This is a genomic window from Parahoeflea olei (assembly GCF_001703635.1).
Taxonomy (GTDB): domain Bacteria; phylum Pseudomonadota; class Alphaproteobacteria; order Rhizobiales; family Rhizobiaceae; genus Hoeflea; species Hoeflea olei.
Window position 1 is genome coordinate 202,631 of the sequence record NZ_LQZT01000042.1, and the last position, 17,657, is coordinate 220,287.

Annotated in this window: 16 protein-coding genes; 4 read left to right on the forward strand and 12 right to left on the reverse strand. The window is 65.4% G+C overall.

All coding sequences use genetic code 11. The features are described 5' to 3' along the window. Positions 1-17 precede the first annotated feature (17 nt). The 5 genes from hisD to AWJ14_RS17820 are packed head-to-tail and all read right to left on the reverse strand — an operon-like array spanning position 18 to position 6,139. Positions 18-1,331, reverse strand: a complete 1,314-nt coding sequence (hisD, locus tag AWJ14_RS17800) for a histidinol dehydrogenase (protein ID WP_066182367.1) — start codon at positions 1,329-1,331, stop codon at positions 18-20. 53 nt (positions 1,332-1,384) lie between these two features. Further along, on the reverse strand, positions 1,385-2,191 hold the full coding sequence (locus AWJ14_RS17805) for an ABC transporter ATP-binding protein (protein WP_066182760.1): 807 nt from the start codon (positions 2,189-2,191) through the stop codon (positions 1,385-1,387). Then, positions 2,191-3,021 (reverse strand): ABC transporter permease, encoded by an 831-nt coding sequence (locus AWJ14_RS17810; RefSeq protein WP_245304349.1) that lies wholly within the window; start codon positions 3,019-3,021, stop codon positions 2,191-2,193. Before AWJ14_RS17810 ends, AWJ14_RS17805 begins: the two co-directional genes overlap by 1 nt. 60 nt (positions 3,022-3,081) lie before the next feature. Further along, positions 3,082-4,047 (reverse strand): ABC transporter substrate-binding protein, encoded by a 966-nt coding sequence (locus AWJ14_RS17815; RefSeq protein WP_066182370.1) that lies wholly within the window; start codon positions 4,045-4,047, stop codon positions 3,082-3,084. Positions 4,048-4,057: 10 nt separating this feature from the next. Further along, positions 4,058-6,139, reverse strand: a complete 2,082-nt coding sequence (locus tag AWJ14_RS17820; RefSeq protein ID WP_066182373.1) for a N,N-dimethylformamidase beta subunit family domain-containing protein — start codon at positions 6,137-6,139, stop codon at positions 4,058-4,060. 133 nt (positions 6,140-6,272) lie between these two features. On the opposite strand from AWJ14_RS17820, the gene AWJ14_RS17825 reads away from it, so the two are divergent. Further along, positions 6,273-7,091: a helix-turn-helix transcriptional regulator gene (locus AWJ14_RS17825; protein WP_245304351.1), complete on the forward strand. Its 819-nt coding sequence runs from the start codon at positions 6,273-6,275 to the stop codon at positions 7,089-7,091. 243 nt (positions 7,092-7,334) lie between these two features. Here AWJ14_RS17825 and AWJ14_RS17830 read toward each other — a convergent pair whose 3' ends face one another. The 4 genes from AWJ14_RS17830 to AWJ14_RS17845 all read right to left on the reverse strand — a co-directional run bounded on the left by AWJ14_RS17830 (position 7,335) and on the right by AWJ14_RS17845 (position 12,122). Further along, positions 7,335-8,948 (reverse strand): thiamine pyrophosphate-binding protein, encoded by a 1,614-nt coding sequence (locus AWJ14_RS17830; protein WP_066182379.1) that lies wholly within the window; start codon positions 8,946-8,948, stop codon positions 7,335-7,337. A 98-nt stretch (positions 8,949-9,046) separates the two neighbouring features. Then, complete coding sequence (locus AWJ14_RS17835) at positions 9,047-10,561, reverse strand: tripartite tricarboxylate transporter permease (RefSeq protein ID WP_066182382.1); 1,515 nt, start codon at positions 10,559-10,561, stop codon at positions 9,047-9,049. Further along, a complete protein-coding gene (locus AWJ14_RS17840; RefSeq protein ID WP_066182385.1) occupies positions 10,558-11,049 on the reverse strand; it encodes a tripartite tricarboxylate transporter TctB family protein in 492 nt (163 codons plus the stop codon). Before AWJ14_RS17840 ends, AWJ14_RS17835 begins: the two co-directional genes overlap by 4 nt. A gap of 95 nt (positions 11,050-11,144) precedes the next feature. Then, a complete protein-coding gene (locus AWJ14_RS17845; RefSeq protein WP_066182388.1) occupies positions 11,145-12,122 on the reverse strand; it encodes a Bug family tripartite tricarboxylate transporter substrate binding protein in 978 nt (325 codons plus the stop codon). A gap of 163 nt (positions 12,123-12,285) precedes the next feature. On the opposite strand from AWJ14_RS17845, the gene AWJ14_RS17850 reads away from it, so the two are divergent. The 3 genes from AWJ14_RS17850 to AWJ14_RS17860 are packed head-to-tail and all read left to right on the forward strand — an operon-like array spanning position 12,286 to position 15,074. Beyond that, entirely contained in the window at positions 12,286-13,185 is a 900-nt protein-coding gene (locus tag AWJ14_RS17850; protein ID WP_066182391.1) for a LysR substrate-binding domain-containing protein, read from the forward strand. Between the two features lie 6 nt (positions 13,186-13,191). Further along, positions 13,192-13,938, forward strand: a complete 747-nt coding sequence (locus AWJ14_RS17855; protein WP_066182394.1) for a sulfite exporter TauE/SafE family protein — start codon at positions 13,192-13,194, stop codon at positions 13,936-13,938. Next, the gene (locus tag AWJ14_RS17860) at positions 13,935-15,074 is read left to right on the forward strand and encodes a mandelate racemase/muconate lactonizing enzyme family protein (RefSeq protein ID WP_245304352.1); all 1,140 of its coding nucleotides are present in this window, start codon (positions 13,935-13,937) and stop codon (positions 15,072-15,074) included. The genes AWJ14_RS17855 and AWJ14_RS17860 overlap by 4 nt, the downstream gene beginning before the upstream one ends. Before the next feature lie 31 nt (positions 15,075-15,105). Here AWJ14_RS17860 and AWJ14_RS17865 read toward each other — a convergent pair whose 3' ends face one another. From AWJ14_RS17865 to AWJ14_RS17875, 3 genes are all read right to left on the reverse strand, one after another. Then, entirely contained in the window at positions 15,106-15,426 is a 321-nt protein-coding gene (locus tag AWJ14_RS17865) for an NIPSNAP family protein (protein ID WP_066182397.1), read from the reverse strand. 23 nt (positions 15,427-15,449) lie between these two features. Next, entirely contained in the window at positions 15,450-16,463 is a 1,014-nt protein-coding gene (locus AWJ14_RS17870; protein ID WP_066182402.1) for a YeiH family protein, read from the reverse strand. Between the two features lie 87 nt (positions 16,464-16,550). Then, complete coding sequence (locus tag AWJ14_RS17875; protein ID WP_066182405.1) at positions 16,551-17,657, reverse strand: sulfite oxidase; 1,107 nt, start codon at positions 17,655-17,657, stop codon at positions 16,551-16,553.

The following is a 17,657-nucleotide window of genomic DNA, read 5'->3' on the forward strand; positions in this document are numbered from 1 at the left end:
GCCTGCGACGAAGAAAGCTAGTTCCGGCGCAGGTCCGATACGGAATTGGCGTGGGCGTCAAACCCCTCATAGGTCGCGAAGCGGTGCGTATGCGGCGCCATTTCCGCATATCCCTTTGCCGTCATGTGCCCCACCGACGCGCTCTTGAGAAAGTCATGCACGCCCAGCGGCGAATGCACCTTGGCAGCCCCCGACGTGGGCAGCACGCAATTGGGGCCCATCATGTAATTGGCGATGGCCGCAGCGGTCTCCTCGCCCAGCAGGATTTCAGAGGCATTGCGAATGTGGCTGAGATGCGCGAACGGCGTCTTGGACAGGATCTGCAGGTGCTCGGGCGCATAATCGTTGATGAAGCGGTAGGCCTCCTTGAGGGAGCCGGCGAGAATGATGCCGCCCTTGTCTCCACCGAGCACGGCTTGCGAGAACTCGACCCGACGCGGCGACATGTGCGCCCGGAACTCCGGCACGGCGGCACAGACCGCCTCGGCAAAGCTGCGCGAGCAGGTGACCAGGAACACCGAACTGTCCGCACCGTGCTCGGATTCCACCAGGAGATCGAGCGCGGCGATGCGCGGATCGCTGGTTTCATCGACGAAGATCAGGCTTTCGCTCGGGCCGGCGGGCAGGCGCGAAGCGATGCGTCCGGCCAGCACCTGCTTGGCGGCCATGAACCAGGGGCTGCCGGGGCCTTCGATCTTCAGGCAGCGGGGGATGGTGGCCGTGCCGTAGGCAGCGGCGGCCACCGCCTGTGCGCCGCCCGCCTTGAACACCCGTTCCACGCCCGACAGCCGGGCCGCGACCAGCGTCGCGGGATCGACCTTGCCGTCCGGGCCGGGGGGCGTAAGCACAATCACGTCGCCGACGCCGGCGACCACGGCCGGAATCGCCGTCATCAGGGTGACCGAGGGAAAGGAACCCTTGCCGCGCGGGGAATAGAGCGCCACGCTGTCGATCGGCGTGAAGCGTTCGCCGACCAGCACGCCGGGCCGGATCTCCTTCATCCACATCTCGCCCGGCATCTGCGCCTGGTGATAGCGGCGAATGTTGTCGGCGGCGTAGCGCAGGGTCTCGATCATTTCCGGGTCGAGGCTCGCGAAGGCGGCGTCGAAATCGGCTTCCGTGGCCGCGATCTCGTCGGCGGAGACGGGCGCGTGATCGTAGTCGCGGGCGAACCGGGCCAGCGCCTCGTCACCCTCGGTCCGGACGGCTTCGATGATGGCGGGAACGCGCGCGAGAAAATGCGACAGGTCGCTTTCGGTCCGCTCTAGCAGGGCGAGGCGTTGCGCCTCGGACAGGGTACCCAGGTCGTGAATCCTGATGGAAGATGTCATTGTCTTGGTCTTTTCGTTGAACGGTTCGTGTCGCGGGCAGGCGAGAGTGCGGCTCAGCCCTGCCCTGCGCTCAGCGCCTTGAGCGTTTCCTCGCGAATGTCGGTGAGGACTTCGCGCTTGTAGGCGGCGAATTTCGGATCGGTCAGAACCTCGTAGGAGCGCGGCCGATCGAGCTCGATGCGCATGTCCTTCTTGATCCGGCCGGGACGGCTGGCCAGCACGATCACCCGGTCGGCGAGGAAGATCGCCTCGTCGACATCATGGGTGATGAACACCACGGTGACCTTGTGGTCCTCCCAGATCTTCAAGAGCAGTTCCTGCATCATGCCGCGGGTCTGGGCGTCGAGCGCACCGAAGGGCTCGTCCATCAACAGGATCGACGGCTTGTAGACCAGCGCCCGGGCGATCGCGACGCGCTGCTTCATGCCGCCGGACAACTGCTTCGGATAGGCCTTCTCGAAGCCCGACAGACCGACGGCCTGAATGAAGTGCGCCACCAGCTCGTCCTTTTCGGCGCGCGCGAAGCTGCTCTTTTCCAGCGCGAAGCGGATGTTTTTCTCGACCGTCATCCATTCGAACAGGGAGTAGGTCTGAAACACGAAGCCGCGGTCACGCCCGGGGCCGTCGACCGGCTTGCCTTCGATGCGGATCTCGCCAGAAGTCGGTTCGTCGAGGCCACCGATCATGTTGAGAAGGGTGGACTTTCCGCAACCCGACGTGCCGACGATGGAGACGAACTCGTTTTGCTGAATGTCGAGGTCGATCTTTTCGATCGCGACGAGGGTCTGGCCCGACACGGTGAAGTTCCGGCCGACGCCGTCGACGGAGATGGTCGGGGCTGCCGTTTTCGCTGACGTCATCATCGGGTCTGGCTGCTCCATTTGAAAAGCGATTTGCCGGCGCGCTTGAACAGATAGTCCGTCAACAGGCCGAGCAGGCCTATGAACAGCGTTCCGAACAGGATCGTGTCGGTGGAGAGATAGCGCTGGGCGTCCATGATCCTCCGGCCCAGGCCGGAATTGGCGGCCACCAGTTCGGCCACCACGAGATAGGTCCAGGTCCAGCCGATGGTGATCCGGAACGTGTCCCAGATGCCGGGCAGTGCCGCGGGCAGGATGATCCGCCTGAGGATCTCGTTGTTGGTGAAGCCGAGCGTCTGGCCGGCCCTGATCAGGTTGATGTCGATGTTCTTGACATTGTCCATGATCATCAGGGTCTGCTGAAAGAAGGTGCCCAGAAACAGGATCAGGATCTTCTGGCCGTCGCCGATGCCGGCCCACAGGATCGACAACGGGATCAGCGCCACCACCGGCATGTAGCGCGCGGTCGAGATCAGCGGCTCGAACAGGCCTTCGACGATCCGGTAATTGCCCATCAGGATGCCGACGGGAACGGCAACCACGGTCGCGACCGCCCAGCCCACGACGATGCGGTAGACGCTGACCGACGCATCCTCGAACAGGATGCCCTCCGTCAGTTGCCGCCAGCCCTCGCCGACGACGCTCAACGGACCGGGCAGGAACAGGGGTTTGACCAGACCCAGTGACGTCACCAGCCACCACATCAGCAGCAGGACGACCGGAATCACGAAGCCGGCGGCGAAGAAGACGCGGTCGGGAATGTCCTGCCGAAGCTGGAACAGGCTTCTGGATTTCTTGCGGCCAGGTTTATGGGATTGAGCAGTGGACACGGGGGGCTCCCTCGGGTGGCAAGGAGGGCCGGCGACCGCAAACGATCGCCGGCCTTCCGATTACTTCTGGGCCGCCACGGCGTTGAGCGGATCCATCATCAGAAGGTCCTCGGCTGCCGGGACCGTCTTGATGTTGTCCGGGTTGGTGGCCTGCAGGATTTCACCTACGGTCTGCAGCGACGCCTGGAATTCGCCCTTCAGGGCTTCGACATTCTCGGCGACATTGTAAAGCCGCACGCCCTCGAAGGCCGGCTCGAACTCTTCCATCGGGCTTCCGACCGCCTTGGCGATCATGGCCTTGCCTTCCTCGGGATTGGCGCGGATGAAGTTGATGGCGTCGTCCCAGGCGAGGATCAGGCCCTTGACGTCCTCGGGGTTGGCCTTGATCCATTCCGACGACGCGGTCAGCATGTCACCGATCAGGCCCGGCTTTTCCGCTGCGGTGTAGATCACCGTGTGGCCTTCTCCCTGCGAAAGCGTGGTCGAGATATAGGGCTCGTAGGTAACGGCGGCGTCGACACGGCCGGCGATCAGCGCAAGCCCGGCTTCCGAAGCGCCCATCGGGACATGCTCGATGTCGGCGATGGTCATGCCGTTTTGCTTCAGCGCGTAGTTGATCAGCAGGTCGCTGGTCGCGCCGGATTCGAAGGCAACCTTCTTGCCCTTCAGATCGGGGATCGAGGCGATGCCTTCGCCGGCGATGATGCCGTCGGCTTCGAAGGACAGGTCCATGATCAGAAAGCCCTTCTGGTCGACGCCCTGGTTGAAGTTGGTCACCATTCCGTTGGTGGCGCTGGCGATCACGTCGAGATTGCCGCTGGCCAGAGCCGCGGTCATGTCCTGATCCCAGTTGAAGGTGGTCAGGGCGACATCGACATTGTGATCCTTGAAGAACCCCTTTTCCTCGGCGACCCAGAGCGGGCCGTAGCCCAGCCATGGCTGCAAGCCGAGCTTGACGGTGTCGGCCTGGGCCGCGCCGAGCGACGACGCGGCGATCACCGCCGCCAGAGTGAGACGTTTTAGCATGCTGTTATCCTCATTGTCTTATGGTTGCTGATGGACGGGTCTTGGGATCCTGCCGGACAGTTTTGGCAATCCGGTCGAGAAGGTTGAGGGTGATCCGCCCGACATCGTTCATCCCGGTCCCGCCGGGAAGCGCGCCAAGCCAGGCGACCGAACTTGCCGAGAAAAGCAGGCCGCCGGCGGCGAGATTGCGGATCGTCATTTCTGCGCAGCGCCGGCCGGCCATTTCGGCCTCGCCGCCCGCATACCAGCGCGACGGATCGTGGAAGAAACTGTCGGGAAACCCGGTCGCCCGGGCCACGACCTTGATGTCGGCGGAGGAACCGAGCCGGTGGTCGAGGGCATCGACCTCGTAGCCGGCAGCTGCCCCCAGAACGATCCCGTCGGACCCGAAGGTGTCGTTTTCCACGCCGTCGAACAGCCAGGCGCAGTCTTCGTCGCGGCTGGCCTCGGTCCGGGTGAAGGGCCGGCCCTGCTCGAAGCCCATCAGCGAGATCCCGACCCCCATGAGGCTGAATTCGCCGCGCCCGCGCGAGCGCAGGTGGCCGCCCGGTTCGTTGGTGATCGCGAAGGCCTGTTCGCCGACCGGTCCGTCCCATGTGCGCCCGGCTTCGAGCGGCGAGCGGCGCAACTCCATCAGGTCGTCGCGGAACGCCACGGTTCCGGCAAAGCCGTTGCCGCCCATATAGGCGATCGAGCCACCGGCGGCGGCGAAGGCGCGGTAGGCCCCCTCCATCTCGACCGACATGTATTCCGGATGGCTGCCGGTCACGACGGCGCGATAGGGCGTCAGCGCCGCAAGCCCGCGGTTGTGCAGGTCATGGTCGGTGATCACGTCGATGGAGATCCCGTGGGTACGACAGAACCGAAGGAAATGCAGGTCGACCGGAAGATTGTGCGGACAGTCGCCCAGCGGATAGCGATAGTCCTCCCGCAGGGTGGCCTTGGCCTTCCGATAGGAGCAGATCGACACGCCGCTGAGGTCACGGTGGAAGTCGTAGAGCGATTTGAAATCGTTGTCGACGGCCAGCCGGTGGCCGCGGTCCTCGCACATCCATGGATAGAGATGCGGCGGCAGATATTCATCCGCATAGGCGAGATAGGTCGCGGTGGGAACGACGAAGACCAGCGGCGCGCGCGGCCGGTCGGCCGAGACGAAGAAAACGGTCTGTTCCACCCCCTCGCTACAATCGACCTCGAAGGCATAGATTCCGGATTCGGCCTCGGCGGGCGTCCGCACGCGGCAGGAAGCGGGCCAGTCGAGGGCGCCCATGTCGTCGTCATGGAGATAAACCGCGTCATACTGCTCGGGGGCAACGCGCGGGTCGAAGGTCGAGCCGTCCCAGCGCGGGGAGGTGACGCAGAAGGTCGGCAGGTTCAGCGCCTCGACATGCAGGGTCGAGGGCCCCTCCTTCGAGGCGATCGGGCCGTCGGGCAGAAGCGTGGGAAACCGCCAGCGGACCGTCCCGCGCGGCGTTTCGATCCAAAGGCCGGAGATCTTGCCATTGAGGCAGGGACGCGCGAAGCCCGCGTCGGATCCCATGAGGAGATCGTGTTCGCCAAGCGGGGACACGCCGCATTCGATCTCCGCGCACGCCTCGAACGGGGCAAGGCTGTCGCGCGAGCGGATCGAGACCGATGCGGACCGCGCAGAGACGCTCAGCGCCACATCGAGCCAGGTCCGCTGCGGCAGATCGATGCCGGTGTCTTTCGAGACGCCGTCGCACATCAGCGACAGCCGCGATCCGGAGAGCGCCAGCGCCAGAGCACCACCGTCAAGCAGCATTCGCGTGCCGTCATTGATGCTGAGGAACAGTTCGAACCCGACGCCGGTCACGCCGTCGGTCTTGGCGAATTCGCCATGGGGGATGCGCAGACAGGATCCCTGGCCAAACATCCGATGCGCCGCCGGCTCAAGTTGCTCGACAGGCCAGTCGAGGATCTCCCGGCCGGGCGTGTCGAGGCGGCGGACGCGGATCGATTGCGGCGCGGTCGCGCAAGACAGATGCAGATCCACCGGGTGCCCGGCAGCCACGGCCCAGGGCGTGGTGTAGCCGACCACGCTCATTGCGCTGTGATTGACCTGTCGATGCATTGCGCTCTCCAGAAGGCCCTTTGCGGTTTCGCCGGATTGGCGGATCGCTTGATCCGAAGCCACGTACCACCCTAAACTGGCGTCTAGAATATCAATCCGCTATTCGAGGGGTATAACCCCAAGGGGGTATTCCGTGACGACCAACTTCGATGCCGCATCGCTGGCGCAGGCCATAAGGTCGGTCGGAAGCGCGGAGTTCTACCCCGCCTTCTGCGCGTATCTTCGCAGTTGCATGGCGTATGACAACGTCGTGGTGATTGTCTTCGATGGCTCACGGGTGCCCGCAGTTGAATATCGCCGGACTGCCGGACCCGACGTGTTCCGCTTCATCGAGAGCGACTACCTCACCGGCGCCTATGTGCTCGATCCGGTGTATCACTACCATCTCGAACGCGGCGCGTCGGGGATCTACCGGCTGCTCGACATCGCGCCCGACAAGTTCAAGCGCAGCCGGTACTACGAATGGTATTACGGGCGGATCGGCATCAGTGACGAAATCTCCGTGATCCTGACTGTCGGCGCCGAACTGACCGTCACCGTGAGCATGGGCAAGGACGGAACTTCGGGCGAGGCCTTTTCCGCCCATGACGAGAGCGCGCTCAAGGCCCATGAGCCGGTGATCCGGACGCTGCTGGAGTTGCATGTCGCCAGTGCCGTGCCGCGTTCGCGCGCCGACGTCGACGAGCATTCGCTGATCGAACTGCTGATGACCGTGGCCGAGGACCATCTCGACGTGCATCTGAGCCGCCGTCAGGCGGAAGTCGCGCTGCTGATCCTGCGAGGGCACTCTTCGCCGTCGATCGCCTTGCACATGGGGATCAGCGCCCAGACCGTCAAAGTCTTCCGCAAGCAGCTTTACAAGAAATGCCATATCTCGTCCCAGGCGGAGCTGTTCGCGCGCTTTGTGCCGGTTCTCGGTCTTGCAAGCCAGTTGCAAGCCTATGGCGGCTGACGGCCTGCCTGCCCGCCGGCGAAAGATGGTTCCTGCCCTTGAAAGCGCGGCCTGCGCGCGACCACGCCTGGCCGGCCCGACCGATCGAAGGTGAGCACCGGACAGCCAAGAGGCAGCGGGATCTGGCTCTGTGCCGCAGCGTCACAACGCCTTGCGCGCAGCAGGGGGCGAAAGGGGCACCGGATCAACCCGATGACGGGGAGCGGCCATGGCTGTCCACGCCAAGGCCAAGAGCATCCGCATTCAGTGCGCGGAGCCGCTGGGCGCCGGCTGACCGTCGATGACAACATTGACGCACGCCACCTTGCCCGACTTCACCGCCCGGCTCAACGCGGCATCGAGCTCGGCAAGATCGGTGACATATTCGCCGTGACCTCCCAGAGCCTCGACCGCCTGGTCGTAGCGGGCCTGGCTCAGCTGGCAGCCGATCAATCGGTCCTTGCCGTATTCGCGCAGCTGGATCTGGTGTTCCGCGTTCCAGCAGGCGTCATTGCCGATGATCGCCACGAAAGGCAGGTTCTCGCGCGCTGCGGTCTCGAATTCGGCGAAATGGAAGCCGACGGTGCCATCCCCCATCAGCGCGAACACGCAGGCTTCGGGCCGTGCGGCGCGGGCCGCGAGCGCGTAGCACAATCCACCGCCGATCGCGCCGGACGGGCCGTTGATGAGGCGCTCGGCGGCACGGCTGCCGGCCTGCGCCCATTGGCCGAATTCGCCGCCATCGCAAACCAGCACGGATTCGCCTGCAGCCTCGATTTGGCGTTGCACCGCCGCCACCAGCTGCGCCGACGAGATCTTGCCGCCGGCGCCCGGGGCAGAGGCGTCATAGGCGCGGGCGGAAACGAGCCTAGTCATCTCATCGCGCCAGCCCTTGCGTGCGCCCTTCCCCTGCCCGGCATCGATCAAGTCGCCTGCGGCATCGAGCGGGTTGGCATCGATGCCAAGCGACAGCCGATCGCCCAGATTGAGTGCGGCACGCTCGCGTTCGGCGGCTTCACTGTCGATGACGATCCAGCGGCAACCGGCGCCGGTGACGGACGCCGCGCCAAAGCCAAGCGTGAAATTGACCGGCTTGCCGAGCGAGAGCACAAGATCGGCCTGCCGCAACGCGTGGGCGACATCGCCCAACGAAGGGTCTTTCAGGCCGCGCGGACTTTCCATGGCGAGCACCGGTGCATCGAGCGCATCCGTGAGCGCGGTCAGCACCGTCCCCTGGCGGGTGGCGTTCATCGCCGGGCCGCACAGCACAAGCGGCCGTTCCGCGCCCGCCACCATGGCCACGACGGAACGCAGGTCTGCCTCGCTCAGGGTGTGGTGATCGCGCTCCATCGCGGCTGCGGCCGGCACAGTTACACCGCTGGCATCCGCCTCGACGACGTCGAAGGGCAGCGCCACATGCACAGGACCCGGCCTGCCCGAGAGCGCCGTGCGGATGGCGCGGGCGATCGTCTCGCCCAGCGTGTCCGCGGTCTCGGCGCGCGTCGAGAGTTTGGTGAGCGGCGCCGTCATCGGCACCTGGTCGAATTCCTGGAACGCCCCCTTGCCATCCTGGCCGCGCGGCGAATCCCCGGTCAAGAGCAGCACCGGGCTTTCGGACTGCCGTGCCGAAAACAGCGGGCCGACGGCATTGGCCGCCCCGGGCGCCGCCGTCACCAGCGCCACCCCGATCTCGCCGGTCAGCTGCGCCCAGGCGTCGGCCATGAACACGGCCGCGCCCTCGTGCCGGGTGTGGATGATCTCGATCCGGGCATCGAGGCAGGCATCGTAGACCGGCATGATCTGGTTGCCCGACAGCGAGAAGATTTTCGTCACCCCGGCATTTGCCAGGGTCCGCACCAGAAGATCGGCACCGCGCATCACATTACATCCTTCTCCGGCCCGCCCTGTCGGCTCCGGCCTGTTTCATCTCATGGGGTTTGGACCAGCCCGCCGGGTCATGCCCGGCGGACACGGATCTAGGCCTGGTTCGCAGTCCGCAGCGCCCTGTGCTGTCGCGTGGCCCTGATGCCGGCGCGAATGATGGCAAACACCGTGATCGCGGTCAGCGTCCAGAAGAACCAGGTGATCGGTCCGCGGAACAGGATTGCCGGCGAACTGCCGGACATCAGCATGGCCTGGCGGAAATTGTCCTCGAGCAGCGGCCCGAGAATGAAGGCGATCAGGAACGGCGCCGCGGGTATCCTGTAGCGCAGCATGAAATATCCGACCCAGCCCATGGCGAACATCACGCCCACGTCGAAGATCGAATTGTTGACCGCAAACACGCCGAAGATGCAGAGCACCAGCACCGAGGGAAACAGGACGCCGCGCGGGATATCCGCAACATATTTGAAGCCGTGGATCGCCACCGAGCCGACGAAGAACAGGAACACCGAACTGACGATCAGGCCGATGAACAGGGCATAGATGATGTCGGCATTGATGACGAACATCATCGGGCCGGGCTGCAGGCCGTGGATCATGAAGGCGCCGATGATGATGGCGGTGATGACGTCGCCCGGGATGCCCAGCGCCAGCAGCGGGATCAGGGTCGCGCCGGCGACGCCGTTGTTGCCGGCCTCCGCGGCGGCGACGCCTTCGAGTTCGCCCTTGCCGAAATTCGCCTTGTTGGGCGATGTCCGTCGTGCTTCCGAATAGGACAGGAAGGCGGATGGGGCCGCGCCGATGCCGGGGATGGCGCCGAGGATGACGCCGATGAAGCTGCCGCGGACGATCGACTTGAAGCAGCGCCGGTATTCCGAAAATTCGACCCAGCTCTTGCCCATCGCCCGCTTCTGGCCATCGAATGCCTTGGGGTTCCAGACCATGGCAATGATCTCGGGGATGGCGAAGAGCCCGATCAGCACGGCGATGAAATTGAGCCCGCCCATCAGGTTGGCATCGCCGAAGGTGAAGCGGTTGGTGCCGTAGATGAGGTCGAGGCCAACGGTGGCGAGCAACAGGCCGAGCATCGCCGACAGCGCGCCGCGCAGCAGGCTTTCACCCGAGACGCCGGCGATGATGGTCAGCGAGAACAACATCAGGGTGAAGAATTCCGGCGGACCGAAATTGAGCGCGAAGGAGGCCAGGAAGCCGGCAAACAGGATCAGCGCCAGATTGGAGATGAGGTCGGCGGTGCAGGAGGCCCACAGCGCCATCCCCAGCGCCTTGCCGGCCTGGCCCTTCTCGGCCAACGGATAGCCGTCGAGCACCGTGGCGGACGATGCCGGCGTGCCCGGGGTCTTGATCAGGATGGCGGGGATGGAGCCTCCGAAAATGCCGCCCTTGTAGACGCCGAGCAGCAGCAGGATGCCGGTGATCGGCTGCAGCGCAAAGGTGAAGGGCAGCGTCAGGGCCACGGCCATGGTGGCGGACATGCCGGGGATCGCACCAGCGATCACGCCGACGGCCACGCCAATGCCGAGAGCCAGGAAACTCTCGATGTTGGCGACCATCGACAGGCCGAGCATCAGACTGTCGAGAAAGCTCATGGCAGCCTCACGAAATCGCCTTGCGGGATCGCAACGCCGGCCACATGAGCAAAGAATGCATAGAGCACCAGAGGGATCACCACCGCGCTGACGAGCGCGGTCTTCGGGTGACTGGTGCGGACGAGGTAGGCCGTGGCGACGAAGACCAGCATTGCGGTCCAGACCATGCCGATGCGGGGCATCAGCACCATCGCCACCACCATGACGGCGGCGATGCTTGCGAGCCGGCCCCAGGCCCTCGGCTTGTCGTCGATCTCGGATATCGCCGGTTCGGCGGGCCGGGGCTCACGGATCGAGGTCAGAACCATGGCCAGCCCGGTGATCGCGGTCAGGCCGGCAAGCACCCAGGGCCAGAACAGCGGGGACAGGATGATGTTGGGGACATTGCTGGGAGACGAGACCCAGGTGGGGATGGCGACCAGCAGCAGGAAAGCCGCCGCGATGATCGCTCCGATGCCCAGTTGAAGTTGGATTGTCCGATCGTGCACCTAAATCTCCTCCGCTCAGGGGAATGCGCCGGAAGGACACCCGAACCGGCGCATTCTGCATTCGCATCTGGCTTCAATCGCGGCCGTCGACCGGACTAGCCTTCAATGCGCATGCCGAGATCATCGACCAGCTTGCGGAAGGTTTGGTACTGGCCCTCGATGAAGGCCTTGGCTTCGTCGGGGCTCATGAGATTGATGACGGACCCGGCCTTGTCCATCACCGCCAGGAACTTTTCGTCCTTGACGGCCGTGGCCATCCACTCGCCCCATTTGGCGGCGATGTCATCGGGCAGCGAAGCCGGGCCGGCAATGCCGGTCCAGCCGACGAGCTGCTCCAGCGCCGGCTTGCCGAGTTCGGCCGCCGTCGGGGCGTCGAAGCCCTCGAGGCGATCGGGCGTGGTGACCAGCAGCGGTTTGAGCTGGCCATTGGAGACGAACCCGGCCAAGGCCGACGAGTTCGTGCAGATGAAGGTCACGGTGCCGTTGAGCACGGCCGTCGCCGCCTCGCCGCCCCCCTTCTGCGGGATGTGAACGGTGGCCTTGAGCGGATCCTCGATGCCGAATTCCCGCAGCACCATGACGGCGGCCAGCTGCAACAGCGAGCCCACGCCGGAAGAGGAATAGGATACGCCGCCGTCCTTGGCCTTGGCGATCAGGTCGTCCATCGAATTGATGCCCGAGGCCGGCGTTACCGCACAGACCACCGGATTGATCTCATAGACCGTGACAAAGCGGAAATCGTCGAGCGTGTAGGGCAGCGTCGCCTTCATCGCCGGATTGACGGTGTGCGAGCCGACGCGGGCAAACAGCATGGTGTAGCCGTCGCCCTTGGCGTTCTGCACAGCCACCGAGCCGGTGGCGCCGCCTGCGCCGGTGACGTTGGACATCACCATCGGCGTGCCGGCCGCCGCGGTCAACGCCTCGGCGATGGCACGTGCGGAGATGTCGGTGGCGCCGCCCGCGCCATAGGGGATGATCATGTTGATCGGGCGTTCCGGATATTCGGCCAGAGCCCCCGTCGCCGTCATTCCGAGCGTGAGTGCACACGCCGCAGCAATTTTCTTGAAAGACATTTTTTCCTCCCGGTTGAATGACCCCCCAATTGTCCGGACACTTTTTTCCTCCGCCCCAACAAGTAAGCCATTGCGAAAATCATATTGGTAAGCCACATTTGTAAAAAGCCACAAATGGTTACAAGTTGTGTAATTTTTACTTACACTAACCGCGGGACTACGGATGTCGATCAGGTTGCTCAAGACACTGCTGGCGGTTGCTGAACACGGCACGTTCAGCGCGGCGGCCGATGCCGTGTTCATCACCCACGCGGCTGTCAGCCAGCAGATGAAAGCCCTGGAAGAAGAATGGAACATCGCCATCTTCGACCGTTCGAAACGCACGCCCGAACTCACCCCCATCGGCCGCACGCTCGTCGAAAAGGCCCGCGAGGTCGTGCGCGACTACGACAATCTGGTGCCCTCGGTTCTCGGCGACGACGGGCTCAAGGGCGAGCTGATGCTCGGCGCGGTGCCGACAATGCTGTCGGGACTGGCCCCGATGGCCATCTCGCTGTTGAAGGGCGCGTTTCCCGACCTGCACGTGGCGGTTCAGCCGGGACTGACCAACGACTTGCTGCACCAGGTCGAGCGCGGGCACCTCGACGCCGCGGTGATTTCCAAGCCCAGGGTCATGCCGCGCGACCTCAACTGGCTCGACATCGCGGTCGAACCGCTGCAGCTGCTCGCCTCGCAGGAAACCGAGAGCGACGACCCGGTACACCTGCTCCGGTCCAACCCGTTCATCCGCTTCACGCGCGACGCGGTGGTCGGGCACCTGATCGAAACCTGGCTGCAGGATCACAAGATCGACGTGCGCGAAAGCATGGAACTCGAAGGGCTGGAGGCGATCTCAACCATGGTGTTGTGCAATCTCGGCGTTTCCATCGCCCCGCGCCGCTGCTTCCAGAGCGCCAATCCGCTGCCGCTCAAGCGGCTGGACCTGCCCAATGGCCCGGTGCGCCATCTGGGCCTCGCCAGCCGCGCCGACACCACCAAGTCGCGGGTGATCGAGGAGATCCACGGCAAGCTTCTCGAAGCCGTCGCGCTCGGCGCCTTCCCGGCCAGAAAACTGAAGGCATGATCCCAGGTGACCATTGAATTCATTGCCATCCTCGCCGCCGGCGCCGCGCTCGGCGGCTTCGTCAACGGCCTTGCGGGCTTCGGCACGGCCCTGTTCGCGCTCGGCTTCTGGCTGCAGATCCTGCCGGCGCTGGAAGCGGTGTCGCTGGTGGCGCTGATGTCGGTGGTCAGCGGTCTGCAGGGCGTCTGGGTGGTGCGGCGGTCCATGCTCGACAATCCGCGCCGGCTGGCCCGCTTCCTGGTGCCGGCGGTGGTCGGCATTCCGGCCGGCATCGCCGCGCTTTCGGTCTTTCCGCCGCTGGTCATCAAGCTGGTGATCGCCACGATGATGATCCTCTATGGCGGCTTCTTCTCGCTGCGCAGCGCCCTGCCCCGCTTCGAACGGCCGACGCCGGTGGCGGACGGCATCGTCGGCTTTCTCGGCGGCGTGCTGGGCGGCGCGGCGTCGCTTTCGGGTGCGCTGCCCACCATGTGGTGCTCGATGCGGCCCTGGCAGAAGGCCGAGATCCGCGCCGTGCTGCAGCCCTTCAACGTCATCGTGCTGGCGCTGACGGCGATCGGTTTCGCCGTCAAGGGCGTCTACGGCCTTCACACGCTGACGCTGATCGCCGTGACGTTGCCGGTGACGCTGGTCTTCGCCCAGATCGGCATCGTCACGTTCAAGCGGCTCACGGACGACCAGTTCCGCCGGCTGATCATCGCGCTGATGTTCGTGTCCGGCACCGTGCTGCTCGCAAAGGAGGTCTTCTGGTGACCCATTCCACCCTCGCCCGCATCGAGGTCTCGGCCTACCGGGTGCCGATCTCGACACCGGTGATGACGTCGTTCGGCGCCATGACCAACCGTCCGGCGGTGTTCGTTCGGCTCACGGATTCCGACGGCGCCTTCGGCTGGGGCGAGATCTTCGCCAACTGGCCCGCCGCAGGCGCCGAGCACCGGGCACGGTTGCTGATGGAGGATATCGCCGACCTGGTGCTGGGTTTTCGCGCCGAGGCCGCGTCCGACCTGTTCCGGCATCTGGTGGAGAAGACCCATATCCGCGCGCTGCAATGCGGCGAATGGGGACCGTTCGCGCAGGTCATCGCCGGCCTCGACACCGCCCTGCACGACCTCTTCGCCCGCCGCGAGGGCGTGTCGCTGGCCCGCCATCTCAATCCGGATGCGTCGGGTGCGGTGCCGGCCTATGCCAGCGGCATCCATATGGCCGCGGCCGCCGATGTGGTTCCCAGGGTCCGCGCGCAGGGATACCGTTTCAAGAAGGTCAAGATCGGCTTCGACGCAGAGACCGACCTTGCCCAGCTCGCCGCCCTTTGCGCCGACCGGCGCGACGGCGAACGCATCTTCACCGACGCCAACCAGGCCTGGGATCTCGACCAGGCCTTCGCATTCGTCGAAGCCGCCGCCGAACTCGGCCTCGGCTGGCTCGAGGAACCGATCCGCGCCGATTTGCCGGCGAGCCACTGGGCGGACCTGGCGAGCGCCAGCCGCATTCCGCTGGCCGGCGGCGAGAACATCACCGGGTTCGACGCTTTCGATGCCGCCATCGGCTCGGGCGTCTTCACCTTCATTCAGCCGGACGTGGCAAAATGGGGCGGCGTCACCGGATGCTACCGGATCGGTCGCGCCATCCTCGCCGGCGGCCGCACCTACTGCCCGCATTTCCTCGGCGGCGGCATCGGGCTGATGGCCTCGGGCCACCTGCTCGCAGCGGCGGGCGGCGACGGCCTGCTCGAAGTCGACATCAACGCCAACCCGCTGCGCGACGCCTTCTTTCCCGCCGGCATGTGCACGGATGGGCTCTTCACCATTGCGGACGCCCCGGGGCTGGGCTTTGCGGAGCTGCCGGACAGTCTCACGCCGTACCGGACGCTGGCATCGAGCCGGGGCTGATCCGCCCTGGCTCAACGCCCGCCGCCTTTGGTCATTTCACGGCGAAGAACGGCGCCGGCACCAGGATCTTGTTCTCGACATGGGTGACCAGCGGCCGCATCTTGGCGGCGTAGCTCTGCCATTCGGGAGCCGCCTGCAAGAGCTTGCGGCGCTCATAGCGGTCGTCGAGGCTGTCATAGCCCCACATGTGGACGATCTGGTTGAGCGGGCCGATATCGGTAAAGTAATAGCCGACCATCCTGCCGAGGATGCGGACCTGCACCTCCATCCCCTCCTCCACGTAGAGCTTCAGGAACACCGGCACCTGCCCGGCTTTCAGCGTGTAGATGCGCTCGTCGACGAATTTGCTCATGTGACCGTTCCTCAGGTTGGCTGTCAGCTCATGTAGATCTTGATGGCGGTGAGCGCGAAGACGGCGAGGATGCCGGTCAGTGCGCAGATCAGCACGATGGCGCCGCCGCCGACATCGCCGAGCTTGCGCAGCGAGGTCTTCATACCCAGGGCGGCGATCGCCACCACCAGGCACCAGCGCGAGAACGACAATAGAAGGTCCTTGACCCCGGCGGGCACGACATCATAGGAGCCGACGATCACCAGGGCCGCAAAGCCGATGACGAAGAACGGGATCGGCAGCGAGCGGCTGGCGCCGGGCGCACGCGCGCCGGCAAACACCAGCGACAGCACCACCACCAGAGGCACCAGCAGCGCCACCCGCAGCAGCTTGACGAAGGTGGCGGTCTCGCCGGCGGTATCGGACACCGAATAGCCGGCCCCGACCACCTGCGCGACATCGTGGATGGTGGCGCCGAAGAAGACCCCGGTTGCCACCTCCGACAGATGCAGCACGTCGGCGATCAACGGATAGACGATCATTGCCAGCGTGCTCAGCGCCGTCACCCCGATCACCGTGAAGATGGTGTCGCGCTCCAGCGTCTCGCTCTTGGGCAGCACCGAGGAAATCGCCAGCGCCGCTGAGGCGCCGCAGATGGCGACCGCGCCGCCGATCAGCAGGCCCGCCGCGGTGCCGCGCCCAAGGCCGCGGGCAAGCACGATGCCGAGCGTGATGGTGAGCGCCACGCCGCACACCGTGATCAGCAGCACTTCCGACCCGGTGGAAGCGATCTGCTGGAGGGTGATGCCGAGGCCGAGCAGCGCCACGCCGATGCGCAACAGCATCTTCGAGGAGAACTCGATGCCGGCAACGCAGGTGCCGCCGTCCTCGACGAGAAAGTTGAAGGCCATGCCGATCAGCAGCGCCATCAGCATCACCGGCGCGCCGTAATGCTCGGAGACGAACTTCGCCGCAAGCGCCACGGTCAGCGAGGTGAGAACGCCCGGGAAAAGCACCCGGGCTTTGCGGACATAGGTAAGATCGGCGAAGCGGCTCATTTGCAGCGTGTCACAATTAGGGACCGGACCGGCCGGCCTGGGCCGCGTCGAGGCAAGGTCCTGGGGTTTGAGGAAAGCGCAGTCTGCTCAGGTTTCGTCGACGAAAACCGGCACTTTTTGCGCGGCATTGTTGGCAAAGCCGGCCACATCCCAGGGCGGATCGAGCGGCTGCACCTGGCCATCGGCGTCGGTGGCGCGGCAGCGCAGCACATGGGCGCCGGGCGTCGCGGTCCAGTCGCAGCTCCACCGAGTCCAAGCATAGCGCGCGCCTTGCGGGTCGAGCCGCGCCTCGCGCCATGCGCCGTCCAGTTCCACCTCGACCTTGCTGACCGGCACGCCGCCGCCCGACCAGGCCCGGCCCACGAGCGTCACCGGCCCGGGCCGGAGATAGCGCTTGCGCGAGGTCCAGTCCGGCACGCCGGGCGGCACCATCAGCGATTTCACCCGCATCCGGGTCACCGGCCGGCCGGGATCGTCGTCGCTTTCCCGGAACCGGTAGGTGCGCACCTGCTGGAAGCCGTCGAACGGCGCGGTCAGCGCCTCGATCCTGCCCAGCCACTTCACGCTCGCCATGCCGTACCAGCCCGGCACGATCAGCCGGAGCGGCGCGCCATGCTGCGGCAACAGCGGCTGTCCGTTCATGGCGTGCACCAGCAGGACGTCGAGTTCGGCCAGCTGGGCGAGAGTCAGCGAGCGGCCGAAATAGTGGCCCACGCCCTTGTCGAAGCCGTAATCCGCGCCGAAGAAGGCAATCTCCACCGCATCGGATTTCGGCCCCGCGCGCTCGATCAGCGGCCTGAGCGGCGTGCCCGTCCATTCCGAGGTGCCGACCGCCTCATAGGTCCAGGGCATCGAGTGCGATCGCGGCGAAACGCCGGAGCGGCCATTGCCGGCGCATTCCAGCGTCACCGGCTGGGTCACCTGCGGCAGTGCCCTGATCTCGTCGAGGTCGAGGTCGAAGGGCGTCTCGAAGGCGCCGGTGAAGTGCAGCCGGTGGCTGGCTTCATCGATCAGCGGCACGTCGAAATGGGTGAGCAGGTAGTGCAGCCCCGTCGGCGTCACGTCCAGAGCGAGGGTCTCAAGCAGGATGCCGGAATTGCGGTTGGCGAGCCCCACCTCGGACTGGCTGTAAAGGCCATCCTGCGTCGCGACGCGCCCGGCATAGCCCGTGAACGGATTGTGGTCGCTGCTCAT